This is a genomic window from Pseudomonas sp. REB1044, assembly GCF_038813925.1.
GTDB classification, from domain to species: Bacteria; Pseudomonadota; Gammaproteobacteria; order Pseudomonadales; family Pseudomonadaceae; genus Aquipseudomonas; species Aquipseudomonas boreofloridensis.
In genome coordinates, this window is the sequence record NZ_CP046139.1 from 1360651 (window position 1) to 1383584 (window position 22934).

General features: G+C 60.6%; 25 protein-coding genes, 1 tRNA gene and 1 pseudogene. 21 read left to right on the forward strand and 6 right to left on the reverse strand.

Annotated features, from left to right (window positions below; genetic code table 11):
* Positions 1–149 precede the first annotated feature (149 nt).
* Positions 150–1208 (forward strand): DNA polymerase IV, encoded by a 1059-nt coding sequence (gene dinB, locus GKC70_RS06330; RefSeq protein ID WP_162889595.1) that lies wholly within the window; start codon positions 150–152, stop codon positions 1206–1208.
* Between the two features lie 39 nt (positions 1209–1247).
* On the opposite strand, the gene GKC70_RS06335 is transcribed toward dinB, so the two are convergent.
* The 3 genes from GKC70_RS06335 to GKC70_RS06345 form a co-directional block, all read right to left on the reverse strand.
* Positions 1248–2201, reverse strand: a complete 954-nt coding sequence (locus tag GKC70_RS06335) for a hypothetical protein (protein ID WP_116888787.1) — start codon at positions 2199–2201, stop codon at positions 1248–1250.
* A 20-nt stretch (positions 2202–2221) separates the two neighbouring features.
* The gene (locus GKC70_RS06340) at positions 2222–3937 is read right to left on the reverse strand and encodes a proline--tRNA ligase (protein ID WP_116888785.1); all 1716 of its coding nucleotides are present in this window, start codon (positions 3935–3937) and stop codon (positions 2222–2224) included.
* 159 nt (positions 3938–4096) lie between these two features.
* A complete protein-coding gene (locus GKC70_RS06345) occupies positions 4097–5431 on the reverse strand; it encodes an OprD family porin (RefSeq protein ID WP_342650784.1) in 1335 nt (444 codons plus the stop codon).
* 737 nt (positions 5432–6168) lie between these two features.
* Here GKC70_RS06345 and GKC70_RS06350 point away from each other — a divergent pair.
* Positions 6169–6588 (forward strand): HIT domain-containing protein, encoded by a 420-nt coding sequence (locus GKC70_RS06350; RefSeq protein WP_342650785.1) that lies wholly within the window; start codon positions 6169–6171, stop codon positions 6586–6588.
* A gap of 2 nt (positions 6589–6590) precedes the next feature.
* The gene (locus GKC70_RS06355) at positions 6591–6797 is read left to right on the forward strand and encodes a SlyX family protein (RefSeq protein ID WP_342650786.1); all 207 of its coding nucleotides are present in this window, start codon (positions 6591–6593) and stop codon (positions 6795–6797) included.
* A gap of 21 nt (positions 6798–6818) precedes the next feature.
* On the opposite strand, the gene GKC70_RS06360 is transcribed toward GKC70_RS06355, so the two are convergent.
* The gene (locus GKC70_RS06360) at positions 6819–7412 is read right to left on the reverse strand and encodes a cold-shock protein (protein ID WP_342650787.1); all 594 of its coding nucleotides are present in this window, start codon (positions 7410–7412) and stop codon (positions 6819–6821) included.
* Between the two features lie 276 nt (positions 7413–7688).
* On the opposite strand from GKC70_RS06360, the gene GKC70_RS06365 reads away from it, so the two are divergent.
* The 18 genes from GKC70_RS06365 to GKC70_RS06450 all read left to right on the forward strand — a co-directional run bounded on the left by GKC70_RS06365 (position 7689) and on the right by GKC70_RS06450 (position 21187).
* Positions 7689–8162, forward strand: coding sequence for a Dps family protein (locus GKC70_RS06365; RefSeq protein ID WP_342650788.1), 474 nt, complete (start codon positions 7689–7691; stop codon positions 8160–8162).
* Between the two features lie 175 nt (positions 8163–8337).
* Complete coding sequence (locus GKC70_RS06370) at positions 8338–8655, forward strand: ribbon-helix-helix domain-containing protein (protein WP_342650789.1); 318 nt, start codon at positions 8338–8340, stop codon at positions 8653–8655.
* A 92-nt stretch (positions 8656–8747) separates the two neighbouring features.
* Entirely contained in the window at positions 8748–8966 is a 219-nt protein-coding gene (locus GKC70_RS06375; RefSeq protein ID WP_342650790.1) for a zinc ribbon domain-containing protein, read from the forward strand.
* 94 nt (positions 8967–9060) lie between these two features.
* The gene (gene aspS / locus GKC70_RS06380; RefSeq protein WP_039579485.1) at positions 9061–10836 is read left to right on the forward strand and encodes an aspartate--tRNA ligase; all 1776 of its coding nucleotides are present in this window, start codon (positions 9061–9063) and stop codon (positions 10834–10836) included.
* Positions 10837–10943: 107 nt separating this feature from the next.
* On the forward strand, positions 10944–11690 hold the full coding sequence (locus tag GKC70_RS06385; protein WP_342650791.1) for a YebC/PmpR family DNA-binding transcriptional regulator: 747 nt from the start codon (positions 10944–10946) through the stop codon (positions 11688–11690).
* Positions 11691–11774: 84 nt separating this feature from the next.
* The gene (ruvC, locus tag GKC70_RS06390; RefSeq protein WP_029611898.1) at positions 11775–12299 is read left to right on the forward strand and encodes a crossover junction endodeoxyribonuclease RuvC; all 525 of its coding nucleotides are present in this window, start codon (positions 11775–11777) and stop codon (positions 12297–12299) included.
* A gap of 109 nt (positions 12300–12408) precedes the next feature.
* The gene (gene ruvA, locus GKC70_RS06395) at positions 12409–13026 is read left to right on the forward strand and encodes a Holliday junction branch migration protein RuvA (protein WP_342650792.1); all 618 of its coding nucleotides are present in this window, start codon (positions 12409–12411) and stop codon (positions 13024–13026) included.
* Positions 13023–14069 (forward strand): Holliday junction branch migration DNA helicase RuvB, encoded by a 1047-nt coding sequence (gene ruvB / locus GKC70_RS06400; RefSeq protein WP_029611896.1) that lies wholly within the window; start codon positions 13023–13025, stop codon positions 14067–14069. The genes ruvA and ruvB overlap by 4 nt, the downstream gene beginning before the upstream one ends.
* 126 nt (positions 14070–14195) lie before the next feature.
* Positions 14196–14648 carry a tol-pal system-associated acyl-CoA thioesterase gene (gene ybgC, locus GKC70_RS06405; protein ID WP_029611895.1) on the forward strand — a complete coding sequence of 151 codons (453 nt, stop codon included), beginning with the start codon at positions 14196–14198 and terminating at the stop codon, positions 14646–14648.
* 2 nt (positions 14649–14650) lie between these two features.
* Positions 14651–15346: a protein TolQ gene (gene tolQ / locus GKC70_RS06410; protein ID WP_039579479.1), complete on the forward strand. Its 696-nt coding sequence runs from the start codon at positions 14651–14653 to the stop codon at positions 15344–15346.
* A gap of 14 nt (positions 15347–15360) precedes the next feature.
* Positions 15361–15813, forward strand: coding sequence for a protein TolR (gene tolR / locus GKC70_RS06415; protein WP_029611894.1), 453 nt, complete (start codon positions 15361–15363; stop codon positions 15811–15813).
* The gene (gene tolA / locus GKC70_RS06420; RefSeq protein WP_037027296.1) at positions 15813–16880 is read left to right on the forward strand and encodes a cell envelope integrity protein TolA; all 1068 of its coding nucleotides are present in this window, start codon (positions 15813–15815) and stop codon (positions 16878–16880) included. Before tolR ends, tolA begins: the two co-directional genes overlap by 1 nt.
* Before the next feature lie 47 nt (positions 16881–16927).
* Positions 16928–18178: a Tol-Pal system beta propeller repeat protein TolB gene (gene tolB / locus GKC70_RS06425; RefSeq protein ID WP_240327016.1), complete on the forward strand. Its 1251-nt coding sequence runs from the start codon at positions 16928–16930 to the stop codon at positions 18176–18178.
* A gap of 53 nt (positions 18179–18231) precedes the next feature.
* On the forward strand, positions 18232–18732 hold the full coding sequence (gene pal, locus GKC70_RS06430) for a peptidoglycan-associated lipoprotein Pal (RefSeq protein WP_029611891.1): 501 nt from the start codon (positions 18232–18234) through the stop codon (positions 18730–18732).
* 6 nt (positions 18733–18738) lie between these two features.
* Complete coding sequence (ybgF, locus tag GKC70_RS06435; protein ID WP_039579477.1) at positions 18739–19551, forward strand: tol-pal system protein YbgF; 813 nt, start codon at positions 18739–18741, stop codon at positions 19549–19551.
* Between the two features lie 160 nt (positions 19552–19711).
* Positions 19712–20359: a 7-carboxy-7-deazaguanine synthase QueE gene (queE, locus tag GKC70_RS06440; protein WP_342650793.1), complete on the forward strand. Its 648-nt coding sequence runs from the start codon at positions 19712–19714 to the stop codon at positions 20357–20359.
* Positions 20360–20376: 17 nt separating this feature from the next.
* Positions 20377–21051, forward strand: coding sequence for a 7-cyano-7-deazaguanine synthase QueC (gene queC, locus GKC70_RS06445; protein ID WP_029611888.1), 675 nt, complete (start codon positions 20377–20379; stop codon positions 21049–21051).
* A 60-nt stretch (positions 21052–21111) separates the two neighbouring features.
* Positions 21112–21187, forward strand: a tRNA-Lys gene (locus GKC70_RS06450).
* 140 nt (positions 21188–21327) lie between these two features.
* On the opposite strand, the pseudogene GKC70_RS06455 reads toward GKC70_RS06450, so the two are convergent.
* Positions 21328–22619, reverse strand: a pseudogene (locus tag GKC70_RS06455) (hypothetical protein).
* A gap of 45 nt (positions 22620–22664) precedes the next feature.
* A complete protein-coding gene (locus GKC70_RS06460) occupies positions 22665–22934 on the reverse strand; it encodes a cytochrome b/b6 domain-containing protein (RefSeq protein ID WP_342650794.1) in 270 nt (89 codons plus the stop codon).

Genomic DNA, 22934 nt, shown 5'->3' on the forward strand with positions numbered 1-22934 from the left:
GCCCGATGTTGCCTCTTGGGCAATGCTGTTTCAGCGGTGTCGCTAGGTGCGCACGGATGCGTTTGACAGTGCATGTCGGGGCTGACGGCACATGGAAGCCATGCTGTAATATCTGTATGAATTTACAGTGGTGACGGTCATCCATGTCTCTGCGCAAGATCATCCACATTGATTGCGACTGCTTTTATGCGGCCATCGAGATGCGTGACGACCCGCGTCTGGCAGGTCGGCCCATGGCCGTGGGCGGGCAGCCGGGTCAGCGCGGGGTGATCGCCACCTGCAATTATGAGGCGCGGGCCTACGGGGTACGTTCGGCGATGTCCTCAGGGCACGCCGTGAAGCTATGCCCCGACTTGTTGATCGTCAAGCCGCGCTTCGAGGCCTATCGTGAAGCCTCCAGGGAGATTCACACGATCTTTCGCGACTACACCGACCAGATCGAGCCCTTGTCGCTCGATGAGGCGTATCTGGATGTCACCGACAGCCAGTGGTTTTCCGGCAGCGCCACGCGCATTGCCGAAGATATCCGCCGGCGTGTCGCGAAAACCCTGCACATCACCGTGTCTGCCGGAGTGGCGCCCAACAAATTCCTCGCCAAGATCGCCAGCGACTGGCGCAAGCCCAACGGGCTGTTCGTGATCAGGCCGGAGCAGGTCGAAGCGTTCGTCGCCGAGTTGCCCGTTGCCCGCTTGCATGGCGTCGGCAAGGTCACTGCCGACAAGTTGTCGCGACTTGGCATCGATACGTGCCAGGCGTTGCGAGCGTGGTCACGTCTGAGCCTGGTGCGCGAATTCGGCAGCTTCGGCGAACGGCTGTGGGGGCTGGCCCATGGAATCGACGAGCGTGCCGTGCAGACCGACAGCCGGCGTCAGTCGGTCAGCGTCGAGAACACCTACGATAATGACCTGCCGGATCTGGGCAGTTGTCTGGAGAAATTGCCAGACCTGCTCGAGACCTTGAATCAGCGGATCGCGCGGATGGACGCGAGCTACCGGCCAGACAAGCCCTTCGTCAAGGTCAAGTTCCATGATTTCAGTCAGACCACCTTGGAGCAGGCAGGGGCGGGCAGGGATCTGGAGAGCTACCGGCAACTGCTCAGTCAGGCGTTCGCTCGCGGCGGCAAGCCGGTGAGATTGCTGGGGGTCGGGGTGCGGCTTCGTGACTTGCGCGGAGCCCATGAGCAGCTGGAGTTATTTTCCACGCTATAAAGGAAGGGCCGCATTGCGGCCCTTTCAGGGTGCTGGCGGCTATCGCTCGCCTGGATCGGCAACCAGTCGGCCCGTTTCCTTGGTCAGGGTCTTGAGGAATTCCTGCTGCAGCTCCGGATCGTTACGGGTCAGTTCGATCAGGCTCTGCTCCAGCTCGCTGGCTTCCTCTTCCAGGCCCAGCTCCGAAAGGCGCTTGACCCGGTGTACCCACTGACCCACGTCATCGTCCTCGAGGTCGTCGAAGATCAGCTCGCGCGCCTCCACCAGCTTGCTGCGCAGGCCGGCGCTCACCAGCAGGCTGGCGTCGCCGCGAATACCGCTGTCCTCGTCGACGACCGCCAGGTGCAGCGTGCCGACACGATTGAGGTTCTGCTCGGCAAACGGGCTGTCGAGCAGGTTCAGGCGCAGTACGCCATTCTTGTCAGTGGTCAGTTCATGGGTTTTGCTGCCGGCCTTGACCTCGACCAGGCGCTCGTTCCATGGCAGGCGAGTGAATTCTTCGCGCTGGTCCTTCTGCACTTCGCTGATGCCCGCCAGGTTCTGCTGGGCACGCCCGTTGGACTGCACGTTCATGAACGGATTGAGCCCAGCAAGGCCATAGCTCAGCCAATCGTGGGTGACGCTTTCGGGCAAGCTATCGAAGGTGAGCACGTTGACCACATTGGCACCGATGCCGGCCACCACGGCCACCGCGCCCAGCGGAATCTCGTAGATCTCCCGCCAGGGTTGGTAGGGCGTGTAGCGGTCGTAGCGGCGAGTGACCTCGAACTCGGTGACTTCGAAGCGCCGCTGCTCGTTGACGCGCACGCGTCGTTGCGGCAGCTCCATGACCTTGGGCTCGCCGACATCGATCTGCAGACTGTGTTCGAGCAGTTTGCGCTCGACACGCTCCTCGTGTTCGCTGCGCTGGGACATCGGGTTGGCGCAGCCGCTGAGGAACAGGGCGCCGCAGAGTGCGGCGCCCCCCAGGGTAAAGGTACTTCGCTTGGACATGGTCACTCGTGCGGTATGGGTCAGCGGCGGATGCGGGCCTGCAGGAAGGTCAGCACTTCGTTCAGTGGCAGCGGTTGTGCGTCCTGCTCGGTACGGTGCTTGTACTCCAGGTTGCCGTCGGCCAGGCCTCGGTCGCTGACGACGATGCGATGTGGGATGCCGATCAGTTCCATGTCGGCGAACTTGATGCCGGGGCTGGTCTTCTTGTCGCGGTCGTCCAGCAGCACCTCGAAGCCAGCCGCCGTCAGCTCGGCATACAGTTTGTCGGTGGCTTCACGTACGGCGTCGGTTTCGTAGCGCAGGGGTACCAGGGCGATCTGGAACGGCGCCAAGGCATCATTCCAGATGATGCCCTTGTCGTCGTGGCTCTGCTCGATGGCCGCAGCAACCACGCGGGAGACACCGATGCCATAGCAGCCCATGGAAAGCACTACGGGCTTGCCGTTTTCGCCCAGTACCTGGCACTTCAGCGCTTCGCTGTACTTGGTGCCGAGCTGGAAGATGTGCCCCACCTCGATACCGCGCTTGATCACCAGCGTGCCTTGGCCATCCGGGCTCGGGTCGCCTTCGACCACATTACGCAGGTCGGCCACCTGTGGCACCGGCAGATCGCGCTCCCAGTTCACGCCAAAGTAGTGTTTATCGTCGATGTTGGCGCCGATGCCGAAGTCGCTCATCAAGGCGACCGAGCGGTCGATGACGCATTCCAGTGGCAGGTTCAGCGGGCCCAGCGAGCCTGCGCCGGCGCCGATGGCGTCGCGCAATTCCGCGTCGCTGGCCATGACCAGTGGGTCGGCGACCTGTTCGAGCTTGGCGGCCTTGATTTCGTTGAGCTCATGATCACCGCGTACCACCAGGGCAACCAGCTTGCCTTCCTCGCTGCCGCGCACGATCAAGGTCTTGACGGTCTTCTCGATCGGCAGGCCGAAGCTCTCCACCAATTGGGCGATGGTCTTGGCGTTGGGCGTATCGACCAGGCGCAGTTCTTCGGTGGGTGCCGGGCGCACGGTTTCGCGCGGAATCGCTTCGGCTTTCTCGATGTTGGCGGCGTAGTCGGAGCTGTCGCTGAAGATCACATCGTCCTCGCCGGAAGAGGCCAGGACGTGGAATTCGTGGGAGTAGCTACCGCCAATGGAGCCGGTGTCGGCTTGCACGGGCCGGAAGTCCAGGCCCAGGCGGGTGAAGACGTTGGTGTAGGCCTGGTGCATGCGGTCGTAGGTTTCCTGCAGCGAAGCCTGGTCGGCATGGAAGGAGTAGGCGTCCTTCATGATGAACTCGCGGCCACGCATCAGCCCGAAGCGCGGACGGATTTCGTCGCGGAACTTGGTCTGGATCTGATACATGTTCAGTGGCAATTGCTTGTAGCTGGACAGCTCGTTGCGCGCCAGGTCGGTGATCACTTCCTCGTGGGTCGGGCCCACGCAGAACTCACGGTCATGACGGTCTTTCACGCGCAGCAACTCAGGGCCGTACTGCTCCCAGCGCCCAGACTCCTGCCACAGTTCAGCGGGCTGGATGCTGGGCATGAGCACTTCGAGGGCGCCGGCAGCGTTCATTTCTTCGCGCACGACCTGCTCGACCTTGCGCATTACCCGCAGGCCCATCGGCAGCCAGGTGTACAGGCCGGAGGCCAGCTTGCGGATCATGCCGGCGCGCAGCATGAGCTGGTGGCTGATGACGACGGCGTCTGCCGGAGTTTCTTTCTGGGTGGCGAGCAAATATTGACTGGTGCGCATGGGAAGCCGTGTCGATTGCCTGAGTATTTGAAAAGACCCCGCATTGTACGGGCGTCAGAGGAAGGCGTACAGGATGCCCCAGGGCGCCTGCCTTTGTCAGCCATGAAAAAGCCCGGCGAATGCCGGGCTTCTTCGTGGCGCAACGATGCAAGCCGGGGCTTACAGGATGCTCAGCGGGTATTCGACGATCAGGCGCAGTTCGTCGATCGAATTAGAGCCGTAGTAGACGCCATCGCTGGAGCGGTAGGTGGCCTGGCGGACGCGGAAGCTCAGATCCTTGGCAGGGCCCTCCTGCAGGACGTACTTCACGTCGATGTCACGCTCCCACTCTTTGCCGTTGTTTATAGAAACAAGGGGGTCGCTTGGAGAAGCAACGTTGGCGCCGGTCCCGCGCACGTACCGGGTCATGAAGCTCAGGCCGGGCACGCCGAATTCGGCGAAATTCAGGTCATAGCGCGCCTGCCAGGATTTTTCACCTTCGGCGTTGAAGTCGGATCGGGCCACGGAGTTGCCTAGGAACACGGTACCGCCGCCATCGACGCCGTAACCATAGTCGCCGTCGCCGGTGACTTTCTGGTAAACCACTGTAAAGGTGTGCGCGCCGAGATTGTAGGCGGCCGAGAGGCTGAAAGCACGGTTGTCCAGCTTGTCACCATCGTAGGCTTTGTAGTTGGCGCTGCCAACGCTCTTGGTGTCATAGATGTTGAAGTCGAACGTCAGGCCCTGCTTGTCGGAGAGTGGCACCGCCCAATTCACGTTGCCGTAGTATTTACGCCAGTAGTCCTCGACTTTGGAGTAGTAGAGGCTGGTGCTTAGGCCATCTGTAATCGTGTAGGTGCCCCCGAAGAAGTTTGCTTCGGTCAGGCCGGGTCTCTTGATGCGATTATTGTCGAGGCCGCCAATGCTGTCTTTGTAGCTAGCGGCCTGAGCATCCAGGCGCGTGAAATGACCTGCGTTCAGCTCCAAGCCTTTGATTTCTCTACTGGTTAGCAAGAAACCTTCGGCGGCTTCTGGCAGCAGTCGACTGTCATCGGTCGCAAATACTGGCAGTGCAGTGAATTGGCCGCCGTACTTGAGCACGGTGTCGGAGACACGAAGCTTCACCGCGCCGTATCCTTTGGAGTAGTCATCCTCCGAGCGACCATCCGATCCCGTGGGGAAGAGGCCTGTGCCCGACGTGCCTTTACCGCCGTCCAGCTTTATGCCCAGCATGCCGATTGCATCTACACCCACACCTACGGAGCCCTGAGTAAATCCAGATTCGAAGGTGCCAGTGAAGCCCTGTCCCCACTCAGCTGCGCGGCTTTGGGTCGGCCCCAGAGGATTGTTTTCACGGTTACGGAAATCACGGCTGAAATACAGGTTCCGCATCTTAACGTTCAGCTTGCTGTCTTCGACGAAGCCCTTGGACTCGTCCTGCGAAGAGGCGACAGCCATCTGCGAAGTCCCTGCTGCAACAGCCAGGGCGATCATGCTCCACTTCATCACGCGCATCGTGATTTGCTCCTTTGGTTTAGGAAGAGTACCGCTACGCCCAACTGTTTTTGGTTATACGGGGCAGCGCTTTCTTTTTATGTCCGCGAAAAATGTATATCACGCTGGGTAATCTTGGCGACACCAAAAACGGAACCTTTCGGTAAGTTTATGGTCGTGTCGCTGACAGTTATTTCCATGTCGCAAATCACGCCCCCTTGATCAGGGTTATACAAACTCGGCGCTGCTTGTTCCTCGTAACGCAGCCGTAATGGCAGGGAAGCAAGTCTCGTGGCAAATCCTGCCGCTGTTGTCATTTACCGCGCCTGTGCTGCCTGCGCGGATGACCTGTCGACCTGGCTTTTTCTGAATGCAACAAGCATGCACAAAAACTGTTCCGTTTGATGAAATTTTCACAAATGGCGGGTGGGCATCTCAGATCGCCCGAAAACATGGGGTGTCGAGTGTCTGATGGTATGCCGTGCGGTGAGTGCTGGCCGCGTTCGAATGCTGGCTTTCAGGTCAAGGTGTTACCGTCGACTGTTCATGCTGAGTAGTTTGTGCTGTGTGACTGTTGAATGGGTGTTTTCCTCGCCTCATTTTGGTGCGAAAAGTAGCGCAGTGTTACCGCTTGCGGTGCATTGGGTTCCGGCGGCTTCATCCTGTGGGGCGTATGGCCTGCCTGGGGCGCCGTCGCCAAGGTATGCTTGCGCTTTTCCGGCGCCCAAGCCGGATCGTCACGAGTGGGGAGGTTTGTGGTGTTTGTTCTGGATGCGCGTCTACAACAAGATTCACTGGTGCTGGGGGATTTGCCGTTGTGCCGTCTGTTGGTCAGTCGGGATGCCAATTATCCCTGGTTCATTCTCGTGCCCCGGCGCCCCGATGTATGCGAGCTATTCGAGCTGAACGAAGTTGATCGCCAGCAATTGTGGGTCGAGGTGACGGCGCTGGCCGAGGCGCTGAAGGTCGAGTTTGCGGCCGACAAGATGAACGTCGCCACGCTGGGCAATGTGGTGAGCCAGTTGCACATGCACGTCGTCGTCCGCCACCGCACGGATCCAGCATGGCCCGCGCCGGTGTGGGGGAAGGTGCCTGCACGCGATTATACGCCAGGTCAGGTGGACGCCCTGCGTCAACGCATCAAGGCGCTGGCGCTCGATGGTTTCGTGGAGATTTGAAAATGTCGCTGGAGCCACGCGTCATAGAGCTGGAAACGCGCCAAGCCTTTCAGGACGACACTATTCAGGCGCTCAACGATGAATTGGCGGAACAGAGTCGAGTGATCGAGCGCCTGCAATTGCAGATGGCTGAACTGCTCAAGCGCTATGAGGAAATGGTTGGCCAGTACGAAGCCGGAGAGGATGAGCCTCCACCACCTCATTACTGAGGGCGGCGGAGGCGGCTGGGGTCAGCGGCGTGACACCGCGACCACGTCTTCGGCCTGCAGGCCTTTGTCGCGATGCATCACCGAGAACTCCACGCGCTGGCCTTCGACCAGGACGCGGTGGCCTTCGCCACGGATGGCGCGAAAGTGCACGAAGATGTCATCGCCGCTATCACGCGAGATGAATCCGAAGCCTTTCGAGGTGTTGAACCACTTCACGGTTCCGGTGTCGCGCTTGCTGGTCTGCGCCGCGTCGGCAGGGCTGCTGCGTGCGAGGCGTGGGCTGCGGGCGAAACCGGCGAACAGGTGCAGAAGCACCGCCAGGGCTGCGCACAGTAACGCCCACAGGCTGCCGAGTTCGGGGCGGGCAAGCAAGGTAATGGTCTGAAGGATGACCGCGGCCACTAGCAAAGCGCTGGTCAAATTCTGTAGCCGTTGACGCAGGGTGCGGTAGTAAAGCGGTACCACGGGCGCCAATACCAGGTTGATTAGCCCAAGCAGGGCCAGGTAAAGGGCTTCGGGTTGTTGCAGTAGAGGTGCAGCGTCGGTTCTGAGGCTGGGTATGAGCGAGAGCAGCAAAGCTGCGACGCCCGTCACCAGATGGACGATCTTGAACATTAGGTGGGCTCACATGGTGGATAAGGCCGATCACAGGAAGAGCTGATGGCACGGTGCGCGAAAACTGAGGGCGCGATCACGTGACAGTCAGCCTATGCACCCGGCAATAACGGTCCGCACGGGTGGCACGGTGCCTATTTAACAGTAAAGCCAGGGGCTTCTCAAACCGGCTACCGTAAACGGGTCGATTGAATCGTTTCATGGGAAGCGTCCCACGCATCTTGGTACAGTCGTTTGGTCTGCTTGATCGTCAAGCCTTATGGAAAGGGGAGATTCATGGCTATTGATATCGGTATCAGTGAAGAAGACCGTAAGTCCATTGTCGAAGGGCTGTCGCGCCTGTTGTCGGACACCTATGTGCTGTATCTGAAGACCCACAACTTCCATTGGAACGTCACTGGGCCTTCATTTCGTACGCTGCACCTGATGTTCGAGGAGCAGTACAACGAATTGGCTCTGGCCGTCGACTCGATTGCCGAGCGCATTCGTGCGCTGGGCTTTCCAGCACCGGGTTCCTACGCGTTCTATGCACGTCATTCTTCGATCGAAGAGGAGGCCGGGGTGCCGCCCGCCGACGAAATGATCCGTCAGTTGGTGCAGGGGCAGGAAACTGTGGTGCGCACTGCGCGTAGCATCTTCCCGGTGGTGGACAAGGTCAGCGATGAGCCCACCGCCGATCTGCTCACCCAGCGCATGCAGGTCCATGAGAAAACTGCCTGGATGCTGCGGGTGCTGCTGGACGGCCAGTAACGCTGTACTGCCTGTGTGATTGTGCGCCAAAAGGCCCGGGGTCGCGTGTGAACTCCGGGCCTTTTCGTTGGTGGGAAACGCTTGCTGCTGCTCTGTAACGCCTCAACGGCGCTTCATTGCGCCATCCTGGCGCTGTTGCTCCAGGGGCGATCGATCAGCGTCGAGGGGCGCATCTATGGGGCAGGGGAGCAGAAATGGTGGTTGGCCGAGCAAGGATTGCAAGGACCCTTTCAGGGCAGACTTCGACATGATGCTGGTCGTGCCGGTTTCGCGTTCGGTCAGGCTCAATGGGTTCGCCACCTGCCTGCGTCTGGAGGCCGTCTACTGGCGAATTCTCGAGGGTATCGCTCAGGCCAACGGTTGCTCGGTCAGCGCTGTGCTGTCCTATGTCGACCGCGAAGTGCATCTGCGTCAAGGCGGTGTGCGCAACTTCAGTGGGTTGATCCGGGTGATCTGCGTCGCATGGCTGCTGGATCCGCCACGGACGCACTGATCGCTGGGCGGGCTGCGCTGTACGGCACAACCATATATAATCGCGCTTTTTGCTGCCATGGCAGCCTGCGTTGTGGTTGACGAGAGACCTTCATGCCCCTTTATGACTATCAATGCGCGTCTTGCGACCATCGCCTGGAGGCGTTGCAGAAGACCAGCGCAGCGCCGTTGACCGAATGTCCCGCCTGCCAGGCACCCGCCTTGAAGAAATTGCTCTCGGTTCCCGGCTTCCGCCTGAGCGGCAGTGGCTGGTATGAAACCGACTTCAAGACCGGCGCGAAAAAGAACCTGGCCGGCGACAAGGCCGACTGAGTTGAATTGCAGCGACAGGGTCTTGCACTATTAGCCTTTAGGGCATGCAAGACCGCCACCGACTACACGAATCACGAGAAGCGAAACCACGATCATGATGCGCAGCCATTATTGCGGCCAACTGAACGAGAGCCTGGACGGCCAGGAAGTCACCCTTTGCGGCTGGGTCCACCGTCGTCGCGACCACGGCGGGGTGATCTTCCTCGATATCCGTGACCGCGAAGGCATGGCCCAGGTCGTGTTCGATCCGGATCGCGCCGACACCTTCGCCGCCGCCGACCGCGTGCGCAGCGAGTACGTGGTGCAGATCACCGGCAAGGTGCGCAAGCGTCCTGACGGCGCAGTGAATGCGAACATGGCCTCCGGCGCCATCGAAGTGCTGGGCTATCAGTTGAACGTGCTCAACGAAGCCGAAACGCCGCCGTTCCCGCTGAACGAGTATTCCGATGTCGGCGAGGAAACCCGCCTGCGCTACCGCTTCATCGACCTGCGTCGTCCGGAAATGGCCGACAAGCTGCGTCTGCGTTCACGCATCACCAGCAGCATCCGCCGCTTCCTCGACGAAAACGGCTTCCTGGACGTCGAAACGCCGATCCTGACTCGCGCCACGCCAGAAGGCGCCCGCGACTATCTGGTGCCCAGCCGCACCCACCCCGGCAGCTTCTTCGCACTGCCGCAGTCGCCTCAGCTGTTCAAGCAGTTGCTGATGGTGGCGGGTTTCGACCGTTACTACCAGATTGCCAAGTGCTTCCGCGACGAAGACCTGCGCGCTGACCGCCAGCCAGAGTTTACCCAGATTGACATCGAGACCAGCTTCCTCGACGAGTCCGAGATCATGGGCCTGACCGAGGGCATGATCCGCAAGCTGTTCAAGGAAGTGCTGGATCTGGAGTTCGGCGACTTCCCGCACATGACCTTCGAAGAAGCCATGCGCCGTTACGGCTCCGACAAGCCTGACCTGCGTAACCCGCTGGAACTGGTGGATGTCGCCGACCAGTTGAAGGATGTCGACTTCAAGGTCTTCGCTGGTCCTGCCAACGATCCCAAATGCCGCGTCACCGCCCTGCGCGTACCGGGCGGCGCTGCCATGCCGCGCAGCAAGATCGACGAGTACACCAAGTTCGTCGGCATCTATGGTGCCAAGGGCCTGGCGTACATCAAGGTCAACGAACGTGCCAAGGGTGTCGAAGGCCTGCAGTCGCCCATCGTCAAGAACATTCCTGAGGCCAACCTCGAGGTGATCCTCGATCGCGTCGGCGCGGTCGATGGCGATATCGTGTTCTTCGGTGCCGACAAGTTCAAGGTCGTCAGTGAAGCCTTGGGCGCGCTGCGCATCCGTCTGGGTCACGATTTCGATCTGCTGACCTGCGAGTGGGCGCCAATGTGGGTCGTCGACTTCCCGATGTTCGAAGAGAACGATGACGGTAGTTTCAGCGCACTTCACCACCCGTTCACCGCGCCCAAGTGCACCCCTGAAGAGCTCGAAGCCAATCCGGCCGGTGCCCTGTCGCGCGCTTACGACATGGTGCTCAATGGCACTGAGCTGGGCGGTGGTTCGATCCGTATCCACCGCAAGGAAATGCAGCAGGCCGTGTTCCGCTTGTTGGGCATCGAGGCCGCGGAGCAGGAAGAGAAGTTCGGCTTCCTGCTCGATGCCCTGAAGTTCGGTGCGCCGCCCCATGGTGGTCTGGCCTTCGGTCTGGATCGCCTGGTCATGCTGATGACCGGCGCTCAGTCGATCCGAGAAGTGATCGCCTTCCCGAAAACCCAGAGCGCCGCCGATGTCATGACCCAGGCTCCAGGCCAGGTCGATGCCAAGGCGCTGCGTGAGTTGCACATCCGCCTGCGTGAGCAGACCAAGGTCGAGTGATCGATCTGTGCGCCCCGTGAGCGGGGCGCCTCGCGCTGCCGCGCAGGATTTTCGCGTTCCGCCCTTCGGGGCGGAACCTGTTTCTGTTTCACGAATTTGGAGTCGTTATGGCCGGTCATTCCAAGTGGGCGAACATCAAGCACCGCAAAGAACGCCAGGATGCCAAGAGAGGCAAGATCTTCACCAAGTGGATCCGCGAACTGACCGTCGCGGCCAAGCAGGGCGGCGGCGATCCGTCCTCCAACCCGCGTTTGCGCCTGGCGCTGGACAAGGCCCTGGGTGCCAACATGAGTCGCGACATCATTGATCGCGCAGTGGCGCGCGGCGCCGGCACCAACGAAAGCGACAACGTCGAAGAGCTCAGCTACGAGGGCTATGGTCCGGGTGGCGTGGCGATCATGGTCGAGGCCATGACCGACAACCGCAACCGCACCGCTGCCGCCGTGCGCCACGCGTTCGCCAAGTGCGGCGGTAACCTGGGCACCGATGGTTCTGTGGCCTACCTGTTCGAGCGCAAAGGCCAGATCAGCTTCGCGCGGGGCATCGAGGAAGACGCTTTGATGGAAGCGGCCATGGAGGCCGATGCCGATGATGTGGTCGGCAATGACGACGGCTCCTTCGATGTCTTCACCTCCTTCGGCGCTTTCTACGCCGTGCGTAGCGCCTTGGAGGAGGCCGGCTTCAAGGCTGCGGACGCGGAAATCGTCATGCAGCCGACCACCAGTGCGGAGCTCGATGAAGACGCTGCACAGAAGGTGCTCAAGTTGATCGATATGCTCGAGGACTTGGACGATGTCCAGAACGTCTATTCCAACGCGCAGATCAGCGACGAGATCATGGACAAACTCGGCTAAGGTTTTCTTGGCCTTCAGGGCTGCTTCGTGGGCAAGTCGCCGCAGCGAAGCAGCCGACGCAACGTGTTGACAACTGCAGGCCTTATGACGCTGATTTTAGGTATCGACCCCGGTTCGCGCATCACCGGGTACGGCGTTGTACGCCATACGCCGCGTGGCTGCGAGTACGTGGCTTCGGGATGTATCCGCACTGGCGGCGGTGAGCTGCATGAGCGGCTGCAGATCGTCTTTCGCGGTGTCAGCGAGGTCATCCGCTTGCACGGTCCCGTCACCATGGGCATCGAGCGGGTGTTTATGGCGCGCAACGCCGACTCGGCGCTCAAACTGGGCCAGGCCCGTGGTGCCGCCATCGTCGCTGCCGCCGAGGCGGGACTTGAGATCGCCGAATACACCGCCAGTCAGGTCAAGCAGTCGGTGGCCGGAAGCGGCGGGGCCAACAAGGAGCAGGTGATGCTGATGGTGATGCACCTGCTCAAGCTGACTCAGAAACCTCAGATCGATGCCTCCGATGCGCTGGCGATCGCCCTGTGCCACGCCCATACACGCTCCAGTCTGGTGCCGCACGGCCTGACGACTGCGCGTCGACGCGCAGGCCGCTTGCGCCTGTAACCACTTCATGCGCTGATACACATTTTGTCCGGGTGGCGCGTTCACCCGCCGTATTTGCTGATAGGGTTGACCGGTCACTGGCCGGGCAGTCTAGAGAAAGGATCGGAACGTGATTGGACGTTTGCGTGGCACCCTGGCGGAGAAACAGCCGCCGCACCTGATTATCGATGTCAATGGCCTGGGCTACGAGCTGGAGGTGCCGATGACGACGCTGTACCGCCTGCCCAAGGTCGGTGAAACGGTGACCTTGCATACCCATCTGGTGGTTCGCGAGGACGCTCACCTGCTCTATGGCTTCTTCGAAAAACGCGAGCGCGAGCTGTTCCGCGAGCTGATCCGGCTCAATGGTGTCGGTCCGAAATTGGCGCTGGCACTGATGTCGGGCCTGGAGGTGGATGAGCTGGTGCGCTGCGTGCAGGCTCAGGACGCCTCTGCCCTGGTGCGTGTGCCCGGTGTTGGCAAGAAGACCGCCGAGCGCCTGCTGGTGGAGCTCAAGGACCGCTTCAAGGCCTGGGAATCGTCGCCTGCCATGTTCACCTTGGTGTCCGATGGTCCGCTGCCGGTGGCCAGTACCTCCAGTGCCGAAGCCGATGCGGTCAGTGCTCTCATCTCGCTGGGATACAAGCCGCAGGAAGCGAGCAAGGCGGTGTCGGCGATCAAGGACAAGACGAGCATGAGCAGTGAAGAGCTCATCCGTCACAGCCTCAAGGGGATGATCGTCAAGTGATCGAAGCCGACCGTCTCATCGCCGCCAGCGGGCGGGATCGCGAAGAGGTTCAGGACCGCGCCATCCGTCCTTTGAGCCTGGACGACTATATCGGCCAGCCAGTCGTGCGCGAGCAGATGGGGTTGTTCATCCAGGCCGCGCGCGGTCGCCACGAATCGCTCGACCATACCCTTATCTTCGGTCCGCCAGGTTTGGGCAAGACCACGCTGGCCAATATCATCGCCCATGAAATGGGCGTTTCGGTCAAGAGCACATCTGGCCCCATTCTTGAGCGCCCTGGCGACCTGGCGGCGATGCTGACCAACCTGGAACCGCACGATGTGTTGTTCATCGACGAAATCCACCGCCTGTCTCCGGTGGTCGAGGAAGTGCTCTATCCCGCCATGGAGGATTTCCAGCTCGACATCATGATCGGTGAAGGGCCGGCGGCGCGCTCGATCAAGCTGGACTTGCCGCCCTTCACGCTTGTCGGCGCCACCACGCGCGCTGGCATGCTCACCAATCCACTGCGCGATCGCTTCGGTATCGTCCAGCGCCTCGAGTTCTACAGCAATCAAGACCTGGCAACCATCGTCAGCCGCTCCGCGCACATTCTCGGTCTGGTCATCGAAGACAAGGGCGCCTTCGAGATCGCCCGTCGTGCCCGTGGTACGCCACGTATCGCCAATAGGCTACTGCGCCGTGTACGTGACTATGCCGAGGTTCGCGGCAAAGGCCAGATCAGCAAAGACATCGCTGACATGGCGCTCAACCTGCTTGACGTGGACGAGCGCGGTTTCGATCACTCCGACCGACGCCTGCTGCTGACCATGATCGAGAAGTTCGACGGCGGTCCGGTGGGCGTCGACAACCTGGCTGCGGCCATCAGCGAGGAGCGCCATACCATCGAGGATGTGCTGGAGCCTTATCTGATTCAGCAGGGCTATATCATGCGCACGCCACGCGGTCGTGTGGTCACCCGCCATGCCTACCTGCATTTTGGTCTGAACATTCCTGGACGCTTTGCCGAGGGAGGAGAATTTTCCGATCCTGACGATCTGTAATCGATCAAATCGGGCATTTCGTGGTCATAGCGCCAGCACCTTGAGGCAGAGCGAACATCATCCCATTTCCAGGCAAAAAAACAGTTGCCGGAGCGGATTGGCAAGCTGAGGAGTAAGCACTAGAGTATGCGCGCGCAAAATCGGCCAGAGCCGTTCGCACATCGCTGTCGGGTTTATTACGAAGATACCGATGCGGGTGGGGTGGTGTACTACGTCAACTATCTGAAATTCATGGAGCGTGCTCGCACAGAGTGCCTGCGCCATCTGGGGTTTTCCCAGTTTGAGCTGGCAGAGCAGGGCCTGTTGTTCGTCGTCCACTCCAGTGAGGCCCGCTATCATGCGCCTGCGCGACTGGACGATGCGCTTCGAGTGACTGCGCAAGTGCTTGAACTCAATCGCGCCAGCCTGCGCTTCGTGCAGCAGGTGTGGCGGGAAAAGGATGAAACGCTGCTCTGCGAAGGGCAGTTCCTGGTGGCCGCCGTGCGCGCCGACACTTTCAAACCCCGGGCCATTCCCGTCGAACTGCGCGACGCGTTCATCGCGCACGGCTCGGGTACTCAATCGAACGCAGGAGAATAAGCGTGGAAGCAAACGTCGTCGACCATACCTCCATGTGGAGCCTGGTCGCCAATGCCAGTGTGGTGGTTCAGCTGGTGATGCTGACTCTTGTGGCAGCCTCGGTGACCTCTTGGATCATGATCTTCCAGCGCAGCACCATGCTGCGCGCCGGTCGTCGTGCGCTGGACGCTTTCGAGGAGCGCTTCTGGTCGGGTATCGACCTGTCCAAACTGTATCGACAGGCAGGCAGCAATCCAGATCCGGATTCCGGTGTGGAGCAGGTTTTCCGTGCCGGTTTCAAGGAGTTCTCGCGCCTGCGTCAGCAGCCGGGGGTCGACCCTGATGCGGTCATGGAAGGCGTAGGACGCGCCATGCGCGTGGCCATCTCGCGTGAGGAAGAAAAGCTCGAGCAGAGCCTGCCGTTCCTGGCGACTGTCGGTTCCACCAGTCCGTACATCGGTCTGTTCGGTACCGTCTGGGGCATCATGAACTCCTTCCGCGGACTGGCCAGCGCCCAGCAGGCGACCCTGGCCACTGTGGCTCCGGGTATCGCCGAGGCTCTGGTCGCCACTGCGATCGGCCTGTTCGCCGCGATTCCGGCGGTCATCGCCTACAACCGCTTCGCCGCGCGCAGCGAGACCTTGATCGGTCGCTATTACACGTTCGCCGACGAGTTCCAGGCGATTCTGCACCGCAAAGTGCACACCAGCGAAGAGTAATCAGGTAGACATCCATGGCCCGAGTTCGCCACAAACGCAAGCCGGTCGCCGAGATGAACGTGGTGCCCTACATCGACGTGATGCTGGTGCTGCTGGTCATCTTCATGGTGACTGCACCCATGCTCAACCAGGGCGTGAAGGTCGACCTGCCCAAGGTTTCCAGCGAAGCCTTGCCGCAGGACAACAACGTCCAGATCCTCACCATCTCGATCAAGGCCGACAAGACCTACTACTGGAACCTGGGCAGCGAAGTCGATACCGACAAGCAGATGGCCAAGGCCATGACCCTGCCAGAGATGACCGGCGCGGTGACCAAGATCATCGCTGCTGGTCGTGACCAGGGCAAGCAGACCCAGGTGTTCATCCGCGGTGACAAGGCCGTCGACTACGGCGCAGTGATGGGCGCCATGGGCGGTTTGCAGAAGGCCGGTGTCGGTAACGTTGGCCTGATTACCGAGGCGCCCTGATGCAACAGCGAGAGCCATCCGCCTCGGAAAGCTACTTCTGGCCCAGCGTCTGGGCCATCGGCCTGCATGTCCTGGTCTTCGCCCTGCTGTTCGTCAGCTTTGCCATGACGCCTGAGCTGCCGCCGTCCAAACCGATCGTCCAGGCTACGCTCTATCAGCTCAAGTCCAAGAGTCAGGCAACCACCCAGACCAATCAGAAGATTGCCGGGGAGGCTAAGAAAACCGCCTCGCGCCAGACTGAAGTCGAGCAGATGGAGCAGAAGAAGGTCGAGCAGGAAGCGGTGAAGGCGGCGGAACAAAAGAAAGCCGACGCTGCTCAAAAGGCCGAAGAAGCTCGTGAGGCCGCTGAGGCCAAGAAAGCCGAAGAGGCTGCCAAGGCCGCCGACGCGAAAAAAGCCGCCGAGCAGAAGAAGGCAGAAGAGGCCAAGAAACAGCAGGCTGACATCGCCAAGAAGAAGGCCGAGGACGAAGCCAAGAAGCAGGCTGAAGAAGAGGCCAAGAAAGCGGCTGCCGAAGAGGCGAAGAAGAAAGCCGCTGAAGACGCCAAGAAAAAAGCGGCCGAGGACGCCAAGAAGAAAGCGGCGGCAGCCGAGGACGCGAAAAAGAAAGCAGCCGAGGAGGCCAAGAAAAAGGCCGCTGCGGATGCGCAGAAGAAAAAGGCTCAGGAAGCGGCTCGCAAGGCTGCTGAGGACAAGAAGGCGCAGGCGCTGGCCGAATTGTTGTCCGACACCACCGAGCGACAGCAGGCGCTGGCCGACGAGCAGGGCGACCAAGTGGCGGGTGATTTCGATGACCTGATCCGTATGCGCGCTGCCGAAGGTTGGGCAAGGCCGCCCTCGGCTCGCAAAGGCATGACGGTAGTGCTGCAGATCAACATGCTCCCGGACGGCACCATCACCAACGTGAGTGTGGCCAAGTCCAGTGGCGACGGGCCGTTCGACAGTTCGGCGGTAGCGGCTGTGAAGAACATCGGCCGATTGACCGAAATGCAGGGCTTGAAGCCGAACGAATTCAATCCGTATCGTTCGTTCAAGATGACATTTACACCTGAGGATCTTGCGTTGTGATTAAACGTCTGAGAGGACTGCTGGTCGTGCTCTGCTGCGTGGCAGGCATGGCGGTGGCAGAGGAAAAGAACATCCTGGTCACCAGCGGTAGCGACCGGGCAACGCCTATCGCAGTGGTGCCATTCGGCCTGCAGGGCGGCAGCGTGCTACCCGAGGACATGGCCGACATCATTGGCAACGACCTGCGTAACTCGGGTTACTACGCGCCTATTCCACGGCAGAACATGATCAGCCAGCCGACCCAGGCCAGCGAAGTCATCTTCCGTGACTGGAAGGCGCTGGGCGCGCAGTATGTGATGGTCGGCAACGTGGTGCCTTCAGGCGGTCGCCTGCAGGTGAGCTACGCGCTGTTCAACGTCGCGACCGAGCAGCAGGTGCTGACCGGCAGCGTCGGCGGCAGCGTCGATCAGTTGCGTGACATGGCGCACTACATCGCCGACCAGTCGTTCGAGAAACTCACCGGTATCAAGGGCGCGTTCTCCACGCGCATGCTCTACGTGACCGCCGAGCGCTTCTCGACCAACAACACCCGCTACACCCTGCAGCGGTCCGACTATGACGGTGCGCGTGCGGTGACCTTGCTGCAGTCTCGCGAACCGATCCTGTCGCCACGTTTCGCACCCGATGGCAAGCGCATCGCCTATGTCTCGTTCGAGCAGCGACGTCCGCGCATCTTCGTGCAGAACATCGACACCGGTCGTCGTGAGCAGATCACCAACTTCGAAGGCCTCAACGGCGCGCCGGCCTGGTCGCCGGATGGCAATCGCCTGGCGTTCGTACTGTCCAAGGACGGTAACCCCGACATCTACGTGATGAACATGGGTTCGCGTCAGATCAGCCGCGTCACTGCTGGCCCGGGTATCAATACCGAGCCGTTCTGGGGCAAAGATGGCAACACCCTCTACTTCACCTCCGACCGTGGCGGCAAGCCGCAGATCTACAAAACGTCGGTCAGTGGTGGTGGCGCCGAGCGTGTCACCTTCGTCGGTAACTACAACGCCAACCCGAAACTCTCGGCAGATGAAAAAACGCTGGTGATGATCCATCGTCAGGACGGTTTCACCAACTTCAAGGTGGCGGCACAGGACTTGCAGCGCGGAAGTGTAAAGATTCTCTCCGAAACCAGTCTTGATGAGTCTCCCACTGTTGCGCCCAACGGCACCATGCTAATCTACGCCACCCGCCAGCAGGGCCGGGGAGTCTTGATGCTCGTGTCGCTTAACGGCCGTGTGAGGCTCCCACTTCCTACCGCTCAAGGCGAAGTCAGAGAACCGTCCTGGTCCCCCTACCTGAACTGATTGCGGCGTAACAATATTGCTTAACACACTGGGGTTTCATTAGGAGTTTCACGATGGAAATGCTGAAGTTTGGTAAATTCGCTGCGCTGGCTCTGGCCATGGCTGTGGCCGTAGGTTGCTCCTCGAAGGGCGGTGACAATGCTGGCGAAGGCGCAGCAGTTGATCCTAACGCTGGCTACGGTGCAAACACCGGCGCTGTCGACGGTTCCCTGAGCGAAGAAGCCGCTCTGCGCGCTATCACCACCTTCTACTTCGAATACGACAGCTCGGACCTGAAGCCAGAAGCCATGCGCGCTCTGGACGTTCACGCCAAGGACCTGAAAGCCAACGGCAATCGCGTTGTCCTGGAAGGCAACACCGACGAGCGTGGTACCCGCGAGTACAACATGGCTCTGGGTGAGCGTCGTGCCAAGGCCGTTCAGCGCTACCTGGTTCTGCAGGGCGTTTCCCCTGCTCAGCTGGAACTGGTTTCCTACGGTGAAGAGCGTCCGGTTGCCACCGGCCACGACGAGCAGTCCTGGGCTCAGAACCGTCGCGTAGAACTGCGTAAGTAAGTTCTCATGCGTATGGGCCGCCGTGTAGTAACCGTCCTCGCCCTCAGCCTGCCGCTCTCGGCACTGGCTGCGGTTCCTGTAGTAGATGACAACGGGGGCAGCTATCCGCCCTCGGGTTATGGCACGAGCGGCGCCTATGCCGGCGCAGGGGCTTCGGCTCCTGCGTCCGCGCAGGGCCAGCTGTTCCTGCAGCTGCAACAGATGCAGGACCAGATCTCCCGCCAGCAAGGCATCATCGAAGAGCTGCAGAACGATGTGTCGCGCATGAAGCAGGAAAACCTGGAGCGTTACCAGGATCTGGACAAGCGCATCAACAGCGGTGCAGCCGCTGCACCCGCCGCAACACCCGATAATTCCTCCACCGGTGGTGCCTCCGGCGCCGCAGGTGCTGCTGCCGGTGCAAGCGCCGCGCAGCAACCGGCAGCCAATGCCGAGCCAGCCGATCCGGCGAAAGAAAAGCTGTTCTATGACGCCGCTTTCGATCTGATCAAGCAGAAAGACTTCGACAAGGCCAGCCAGGCTTTCGCGGCCTTCCTGCGCAAGTACCCCAACAGCCAGTACGCCGGAAACGCACAGTATTGGCTGGGTGAGGTGAATCTGGCCAAAGGCGACTTACAAGGTGCCAGCCAGGCTTTCGCCAAGGTCAGTCAGCTTTACCCCAAGCACAGCAAGGTTCCTGATTCCCTGTACAAACTGGCTGACGTCGAGCGACGCCTGGGCCATACGGACAAGGTCAAGGGTATCCTGCAGCAGGTTATCAACCAGTATCCTGGCACCTCAGCCGCACAACTGGCACAGCGCGATCTGCAGAAGCTCTGAGCGTTACCGTTCGAAAGAAACCCGCGCCCGTCGCGGGTTTTTTCGTTAGACTCTGTGCCCTTTTTTCGTAAACACGCTGTCGCGGATAACGCCATGTCGAGTCCGTGACAGTGCCTGACGGAGGCGGTCAGCCTGTATAGCTGTCACGCCCGTGGCGATCATGCAAGACACATTACGCATCACCGAAGTCTTTTACTCTTTGCAGGGTGAAACACGCACGGCTGGGTTGCCCACCGTATTCGTGCGTCTCACCGGCTGCCCATTGCGGTGTCAGTACTGCGACAGCGCCTACGCATTCAGTGGCGGCACCGTACGCACTCTGGACGATATCCTGGAGCAGGTTGCCGGCTATCGTCCGCGCTATGTCTGCGTGACCGGCGGCGAACCTTTGGCTCAGCCCAATGCCCTGCCTCTGCTCAAGCGCCTGTGCGATACCGGTTTCGAAGTTTCGCTGGAAACCAGCGGAGCGCTGGATATCTCGCAGGTGGATACCCGTGTCAGCCGCGTGGTCGACCTCAAGACTCCAGGCTCGCAGGAGGCTCATCGCAATCTCTATGCGAACATCGATCACCTCACGGCCAACGATCAGGTCAAGTTCGTGATCTGCTCGCGCGAGGACTATGACTGGGCCGTATCCAAGTTGATCCAGTACAACCTCGACCAACGCGTCAGTGAGGTGCTCTTTTCTCCAAGCCATCACCAAGTGAGCGCGACCGATCTGGCCGACTGGATCATCGCAGACAACCTGCCGGTTCGTTTCCAACTGCAATTGCACAAGTTGCTGTGGAATGACGAACCTGGACGCTGATCAACAGAGTAAACGACATGACTGATAAACGCGCAGTGATCCTGCTGTCGGGCGGGCTGGACTCGGCCACCGTGGTCGCGATGGCCAAGGCTGACGGCTATAGCTGTTACACCATGAGCTTCGATTACGGCCAGCGCCACCGGGCCGAGCTCAACGCAGCGGCGCGCGTCGCCCGCGACCAAGGGGTGGTCGAGCACAAGGTGATTGGCTTGAATCTCGATGGCATCGGCGGCTCGGCGCTCACCGACAGCAGTATCGATGTGCCCGAGGCACCCACAGAAGGGATTCCGGTCACCTATGTGCCGGCGCGCAATACCGTCTTCCTCTCGCTGGCGTTGGGCTGGGCCGAAGTGTTGCAAGCGCGGGACATCTTCATTGGCGTCAATGCGGTGGACTATTCGGGTTACCCGGACTGTCGCCCCGAATTCGTCGAAGCGTTCGAGCGCATGGCCAATCTGGCCACCAAGGCTGGCGTTGAAGGGCAGGGATTCCGGATCCAGGCACCGCTGCAAAATTTGAGTAAGGCCCAGATCGTCCAAGCGGGCGTGGCGCGTGGTGTGGATTACAGCCTTACCGTGTCTTGCTATCAGGCTGACGACGACGGCCGCGCGTGCGGCAAGTGCGACAGTTGCCGCTTGCGCGCCGAGGGATTCAAGGCCGCAGGGGTCGCGGATCCGACACGTTATTTTTGAAAAAAATACGATGGGGTGTTGATTTCATGTGAGAAATCAGTAATATACGCGCCATCCAACGGGTCGTTAGCTCAGTTGGTAGAGCAGTTGGCTTTTAACCAATTGGTCGTAGGTTCGAATCCTACACGACCCACCATTTTCACAGCGGTTAGTGAGAGACAGCGGCAACGCGCACCCGTGCTGATGCCCATCTCGCACCCGGTGAGATTCATACGAGGAGCCCGCCCATTGGCGGGCTTTTTCGTGTCTGGCTATCCGAATTTCCCTCGGAGCGCTTCAAAACGGCATGGCCACCACCAACTGGCTATAGAGGTTGGTACCGCTGCCGCCCACCTGATTGCCGCCATCGTGCTCATCCTTGCGCGGCTGATACAGACCCACCAGCGGGGTGACGATCAAGTGATCGTTGATCGCCCACTCGACATACAGGTCCAGTTCCCTGGCTGCGAGGTTTAGTCGGTCGCGGGTGCGCAACGTATCGAACTCGAAGTACAGCGCGCCAACCGTCAGGTTACTCCTGGGCGTTGCCTTGAGCCCCAGATGATGCACGCCAGCATTGCTGTTGAAGGGGCCGGCATAGTTTCCGGCGACTTCGCCTTGCAGCCAAGTGCCATAGCCGCTGGCCAGCCCGCTGAACAGCGAATCCCAGCCGGCTGAATAGCGGCTGTAGCGATAGGTGATCTGCGGCGTCCAAGGCAACTGGTCGAAGCCGTAGCCAGCCTGCAGATACCACGCCTGCTCAGCACCGCCGCGTGTGTTCTGGTGAGCGTATTCAAACGCGAAGTGGGCGTTGTCGATGCCCGCATTGCCTTCACCCCGAAGGCTGTACACGTCCATGTCCTTGCGAGCACTCTGTGAAACGCTGGCCCAGCGGTCGTCCACGTCGATGCCGTGAATCCAGGTGAGCCCCAGGGTGCCCAGTGCGTGGGTGTAGTCCAAGGTGCCGGCGGCCAATTCGGTATTGGCCTGGGCGCGATTGTCGGACTTCAGCCACAGCAGGCTGCCATGCAGGCCGTCATCACCGCCGATTCTGAGCCGAGCGGTGCGATCAAACGCGTGACGTGCCGCCAGGTAGTAAGCGCCACCACGGTTCAATGCCCCTCGGCTGGGCCTTTGCCCAGGTTCGGACCATCGTCGTTGATCAGAAAGCCGCTGCCCACGCGCAGGGTCTGGCGGCCTGCGGAGAAGTCGATGCCGTCCTTGCCCAGCGCAGGGAACAGGTCGCCCGAGCGCCAGCCCAGAAAAGCGTCCTCGATCTTGGTGGTGCGTTCGGAGCCGTTCGTGTTCCCGGCAGCATCGCCATCACCCCAGGTGCCGGAGCTTACCCAGTTCAGGCTGCCATACAGCGCGCTCGTTGCGCTCAGACGTTGGTCGGCGCTCAGGCCGTACTTGATGAACCCCTCACGCCATGTGGAACCGCCCGACGTGCCGTCGTAGTTCTTGCGGCTGTTGAACGTGCCCCACACGGCCGTGATGTCAGCGTTCACGTGACGATCATCGTCGGCGTACAACTCAAGCGCCTGCACAGGGTGATTGGCGAGCAACACGGCGATGGCCACCGGCAGCATGCGTTGTGATCGGTTCATCGCTATTCCTGGGCGCGTCGGGCGCTTTTAGGGTCTGAACTGGGGCAGCATGCGTTTGAGGACGTCATCGCGGCGTCCCCAATGGTGGAAGGCCGCAGCGGCGATGTGCAGCGCTACCACGACCCAGGCCACCCATTTACCGAGGAAATGGTGGACGACATCCAAGGGCGCTTCGAACGCTTCGTAGCTCAGATCGAAGGTCTTGCTGATCCAGACGAACAGTGCCGTGCTGTCGAAGCCGGTCACGCTGAACAAGCCGAAGTCTGTGGGCGCTCCCGTGCCGAGATAGCCGGTCAA

What these genes read in the sequence shown, in the direction of transcription:
- tolR (WP_029611894.1), top strand. Translation starts at nt 15,361, where the DNA reads ATGGCCCGAGTTCGCCACAAACGCAAGCCGGTCGCCGAGATGAACGTG.
- queC (WP_029611888.1), top strand. Translation starts at nt 20,377, where the DNA reads ATGACTGATAAACGCGCAGTGATCCTGCTGTCGGGCGGGCTGGACTCG.
- GKC70_RS06360 (WP_342650787.1), bottom strand. Translation starts at nt 7,412, where the DNA reads ATGTTCAAGATCGTCCATCTGGTGACGGGCGTCGCAGCTTTGCTGCTC.
- aspS (WP_039579485.1), top strand. Translation starts at nt 9,061, where the DNA reads ATGATGCGCAGCCATTATTGCGGCCAACTGAACGAGAGCCTGGACGGC.
- ybgC (WP_029611895.1), top strand. Translation starts at nt 14,196, where the DNA reads ATGCGCGCGCAAAATCGGCCAGAGCCGTTCGCACATCGCTGTCGGGTT.
- GKC70_RS06365 (WP_342650788.1), top strand. Translation starts at nt 7,689, where the DNA reads ATGGCTATTGATATCGGTATCAGTGAAGAAGACCGTAAGTCCATTGTC.
- pal (WP_029611891.1), top strand. Translation starts at nt 18,232, where the DNA reads ATGGAAATGCTGAAGTTTGGTAAATTCGCTGCGCTGGCTCTGGCCATG.
- GKC70_RS06370 (WP_342650789.1), top strand. Translation starts at nt 8,338, where the DNA reads ATGGGGCAGGGGAGCAGAAATGGTGGTTGGCCGAGCAAGGATTGCAAG.
- GKC70_RS06355 (WP_342650786.1), top strand. Translation starts at nt 6,591, where the DNA reads ATGTCGCTGGAGCCACGCGTCATAGAGCTGGAAACGCGCCAAGCCTTT.
- ybgF (WP_039579477.1), top strand. Translation starts at nt 18,739, where the DNA reads ATGCGTATGGGCCGCCGTGTAGTAACCGTCCTCGCCCTCAGCCTGCCG.
- ruvC (WP_029611898.1), top strand. Translation starts at nt 11,775, where the DNA reads ATGACGCTGATTTTAGGTATCGACCCCGGTTCGCGCATCACCGGGTAC.
- GKC70_RS06385 (WP_342650791.1), top strand. Translation starts at nt 10,944, where the DNA reads ATGGCCGGTCATTCCAAGTGGGCGAACATCAAGCACCGCAAAGAACGC.
- queE (WP_342650793.1), top strand. Translation starts at nt 19,712, where the DNA reads ATGCAAGACACATTACGCATCACCGAAGTCTTTTACTCTTTGCAGGGT.
- GKC70_RS06340 (WP_116888785.1), bottom strand. Translation starts at nt 3,937, where the DNA reads ATGCGCACCAGTCAATATTTGCTCGCCACCCAGAAAGAAACTCCGGCA.
- tolB (WP_240327016.1), top strand. Translation starts at nt 16,928, where the DNA reads ATGGCGGTGGCAGAGGAAAAGAACATCCTGGTCACCAGCGGTAGCGAC.
- GKC70_RS06345 (WP_342650784.1), bottom strand. Translation starts at nt 5,431, where the DNA reads ATGCGCGTGATGAAGTGGAGCATGATCGCCCTGGCTGTTGCAGCAGGG.
- GKC70_RS06335 (WP_116888787.1), bottom strand. Translation starts at nt 2,201, where the DNA reads ATGTCCAAGCGAAGTACCTTTACCCTGGGGGGCGCCGCACTCTGCGGC.
- tolA (WP_037027296.1), top strand. Translation starts at nt 15,813, where the DNA reads ATGCAACAGCGAGAGCCATCCGCCTCGGAAAGCTACTTCTGGCCCAGC.
- GKC70_RS06375 (WP_342650790.1), top strand. Translation starts at nt 8,748, where the DNA reads ATGCCCCTTTATGACTATCAATGCGCGTCTTGCGACCATCGCCTGGAG.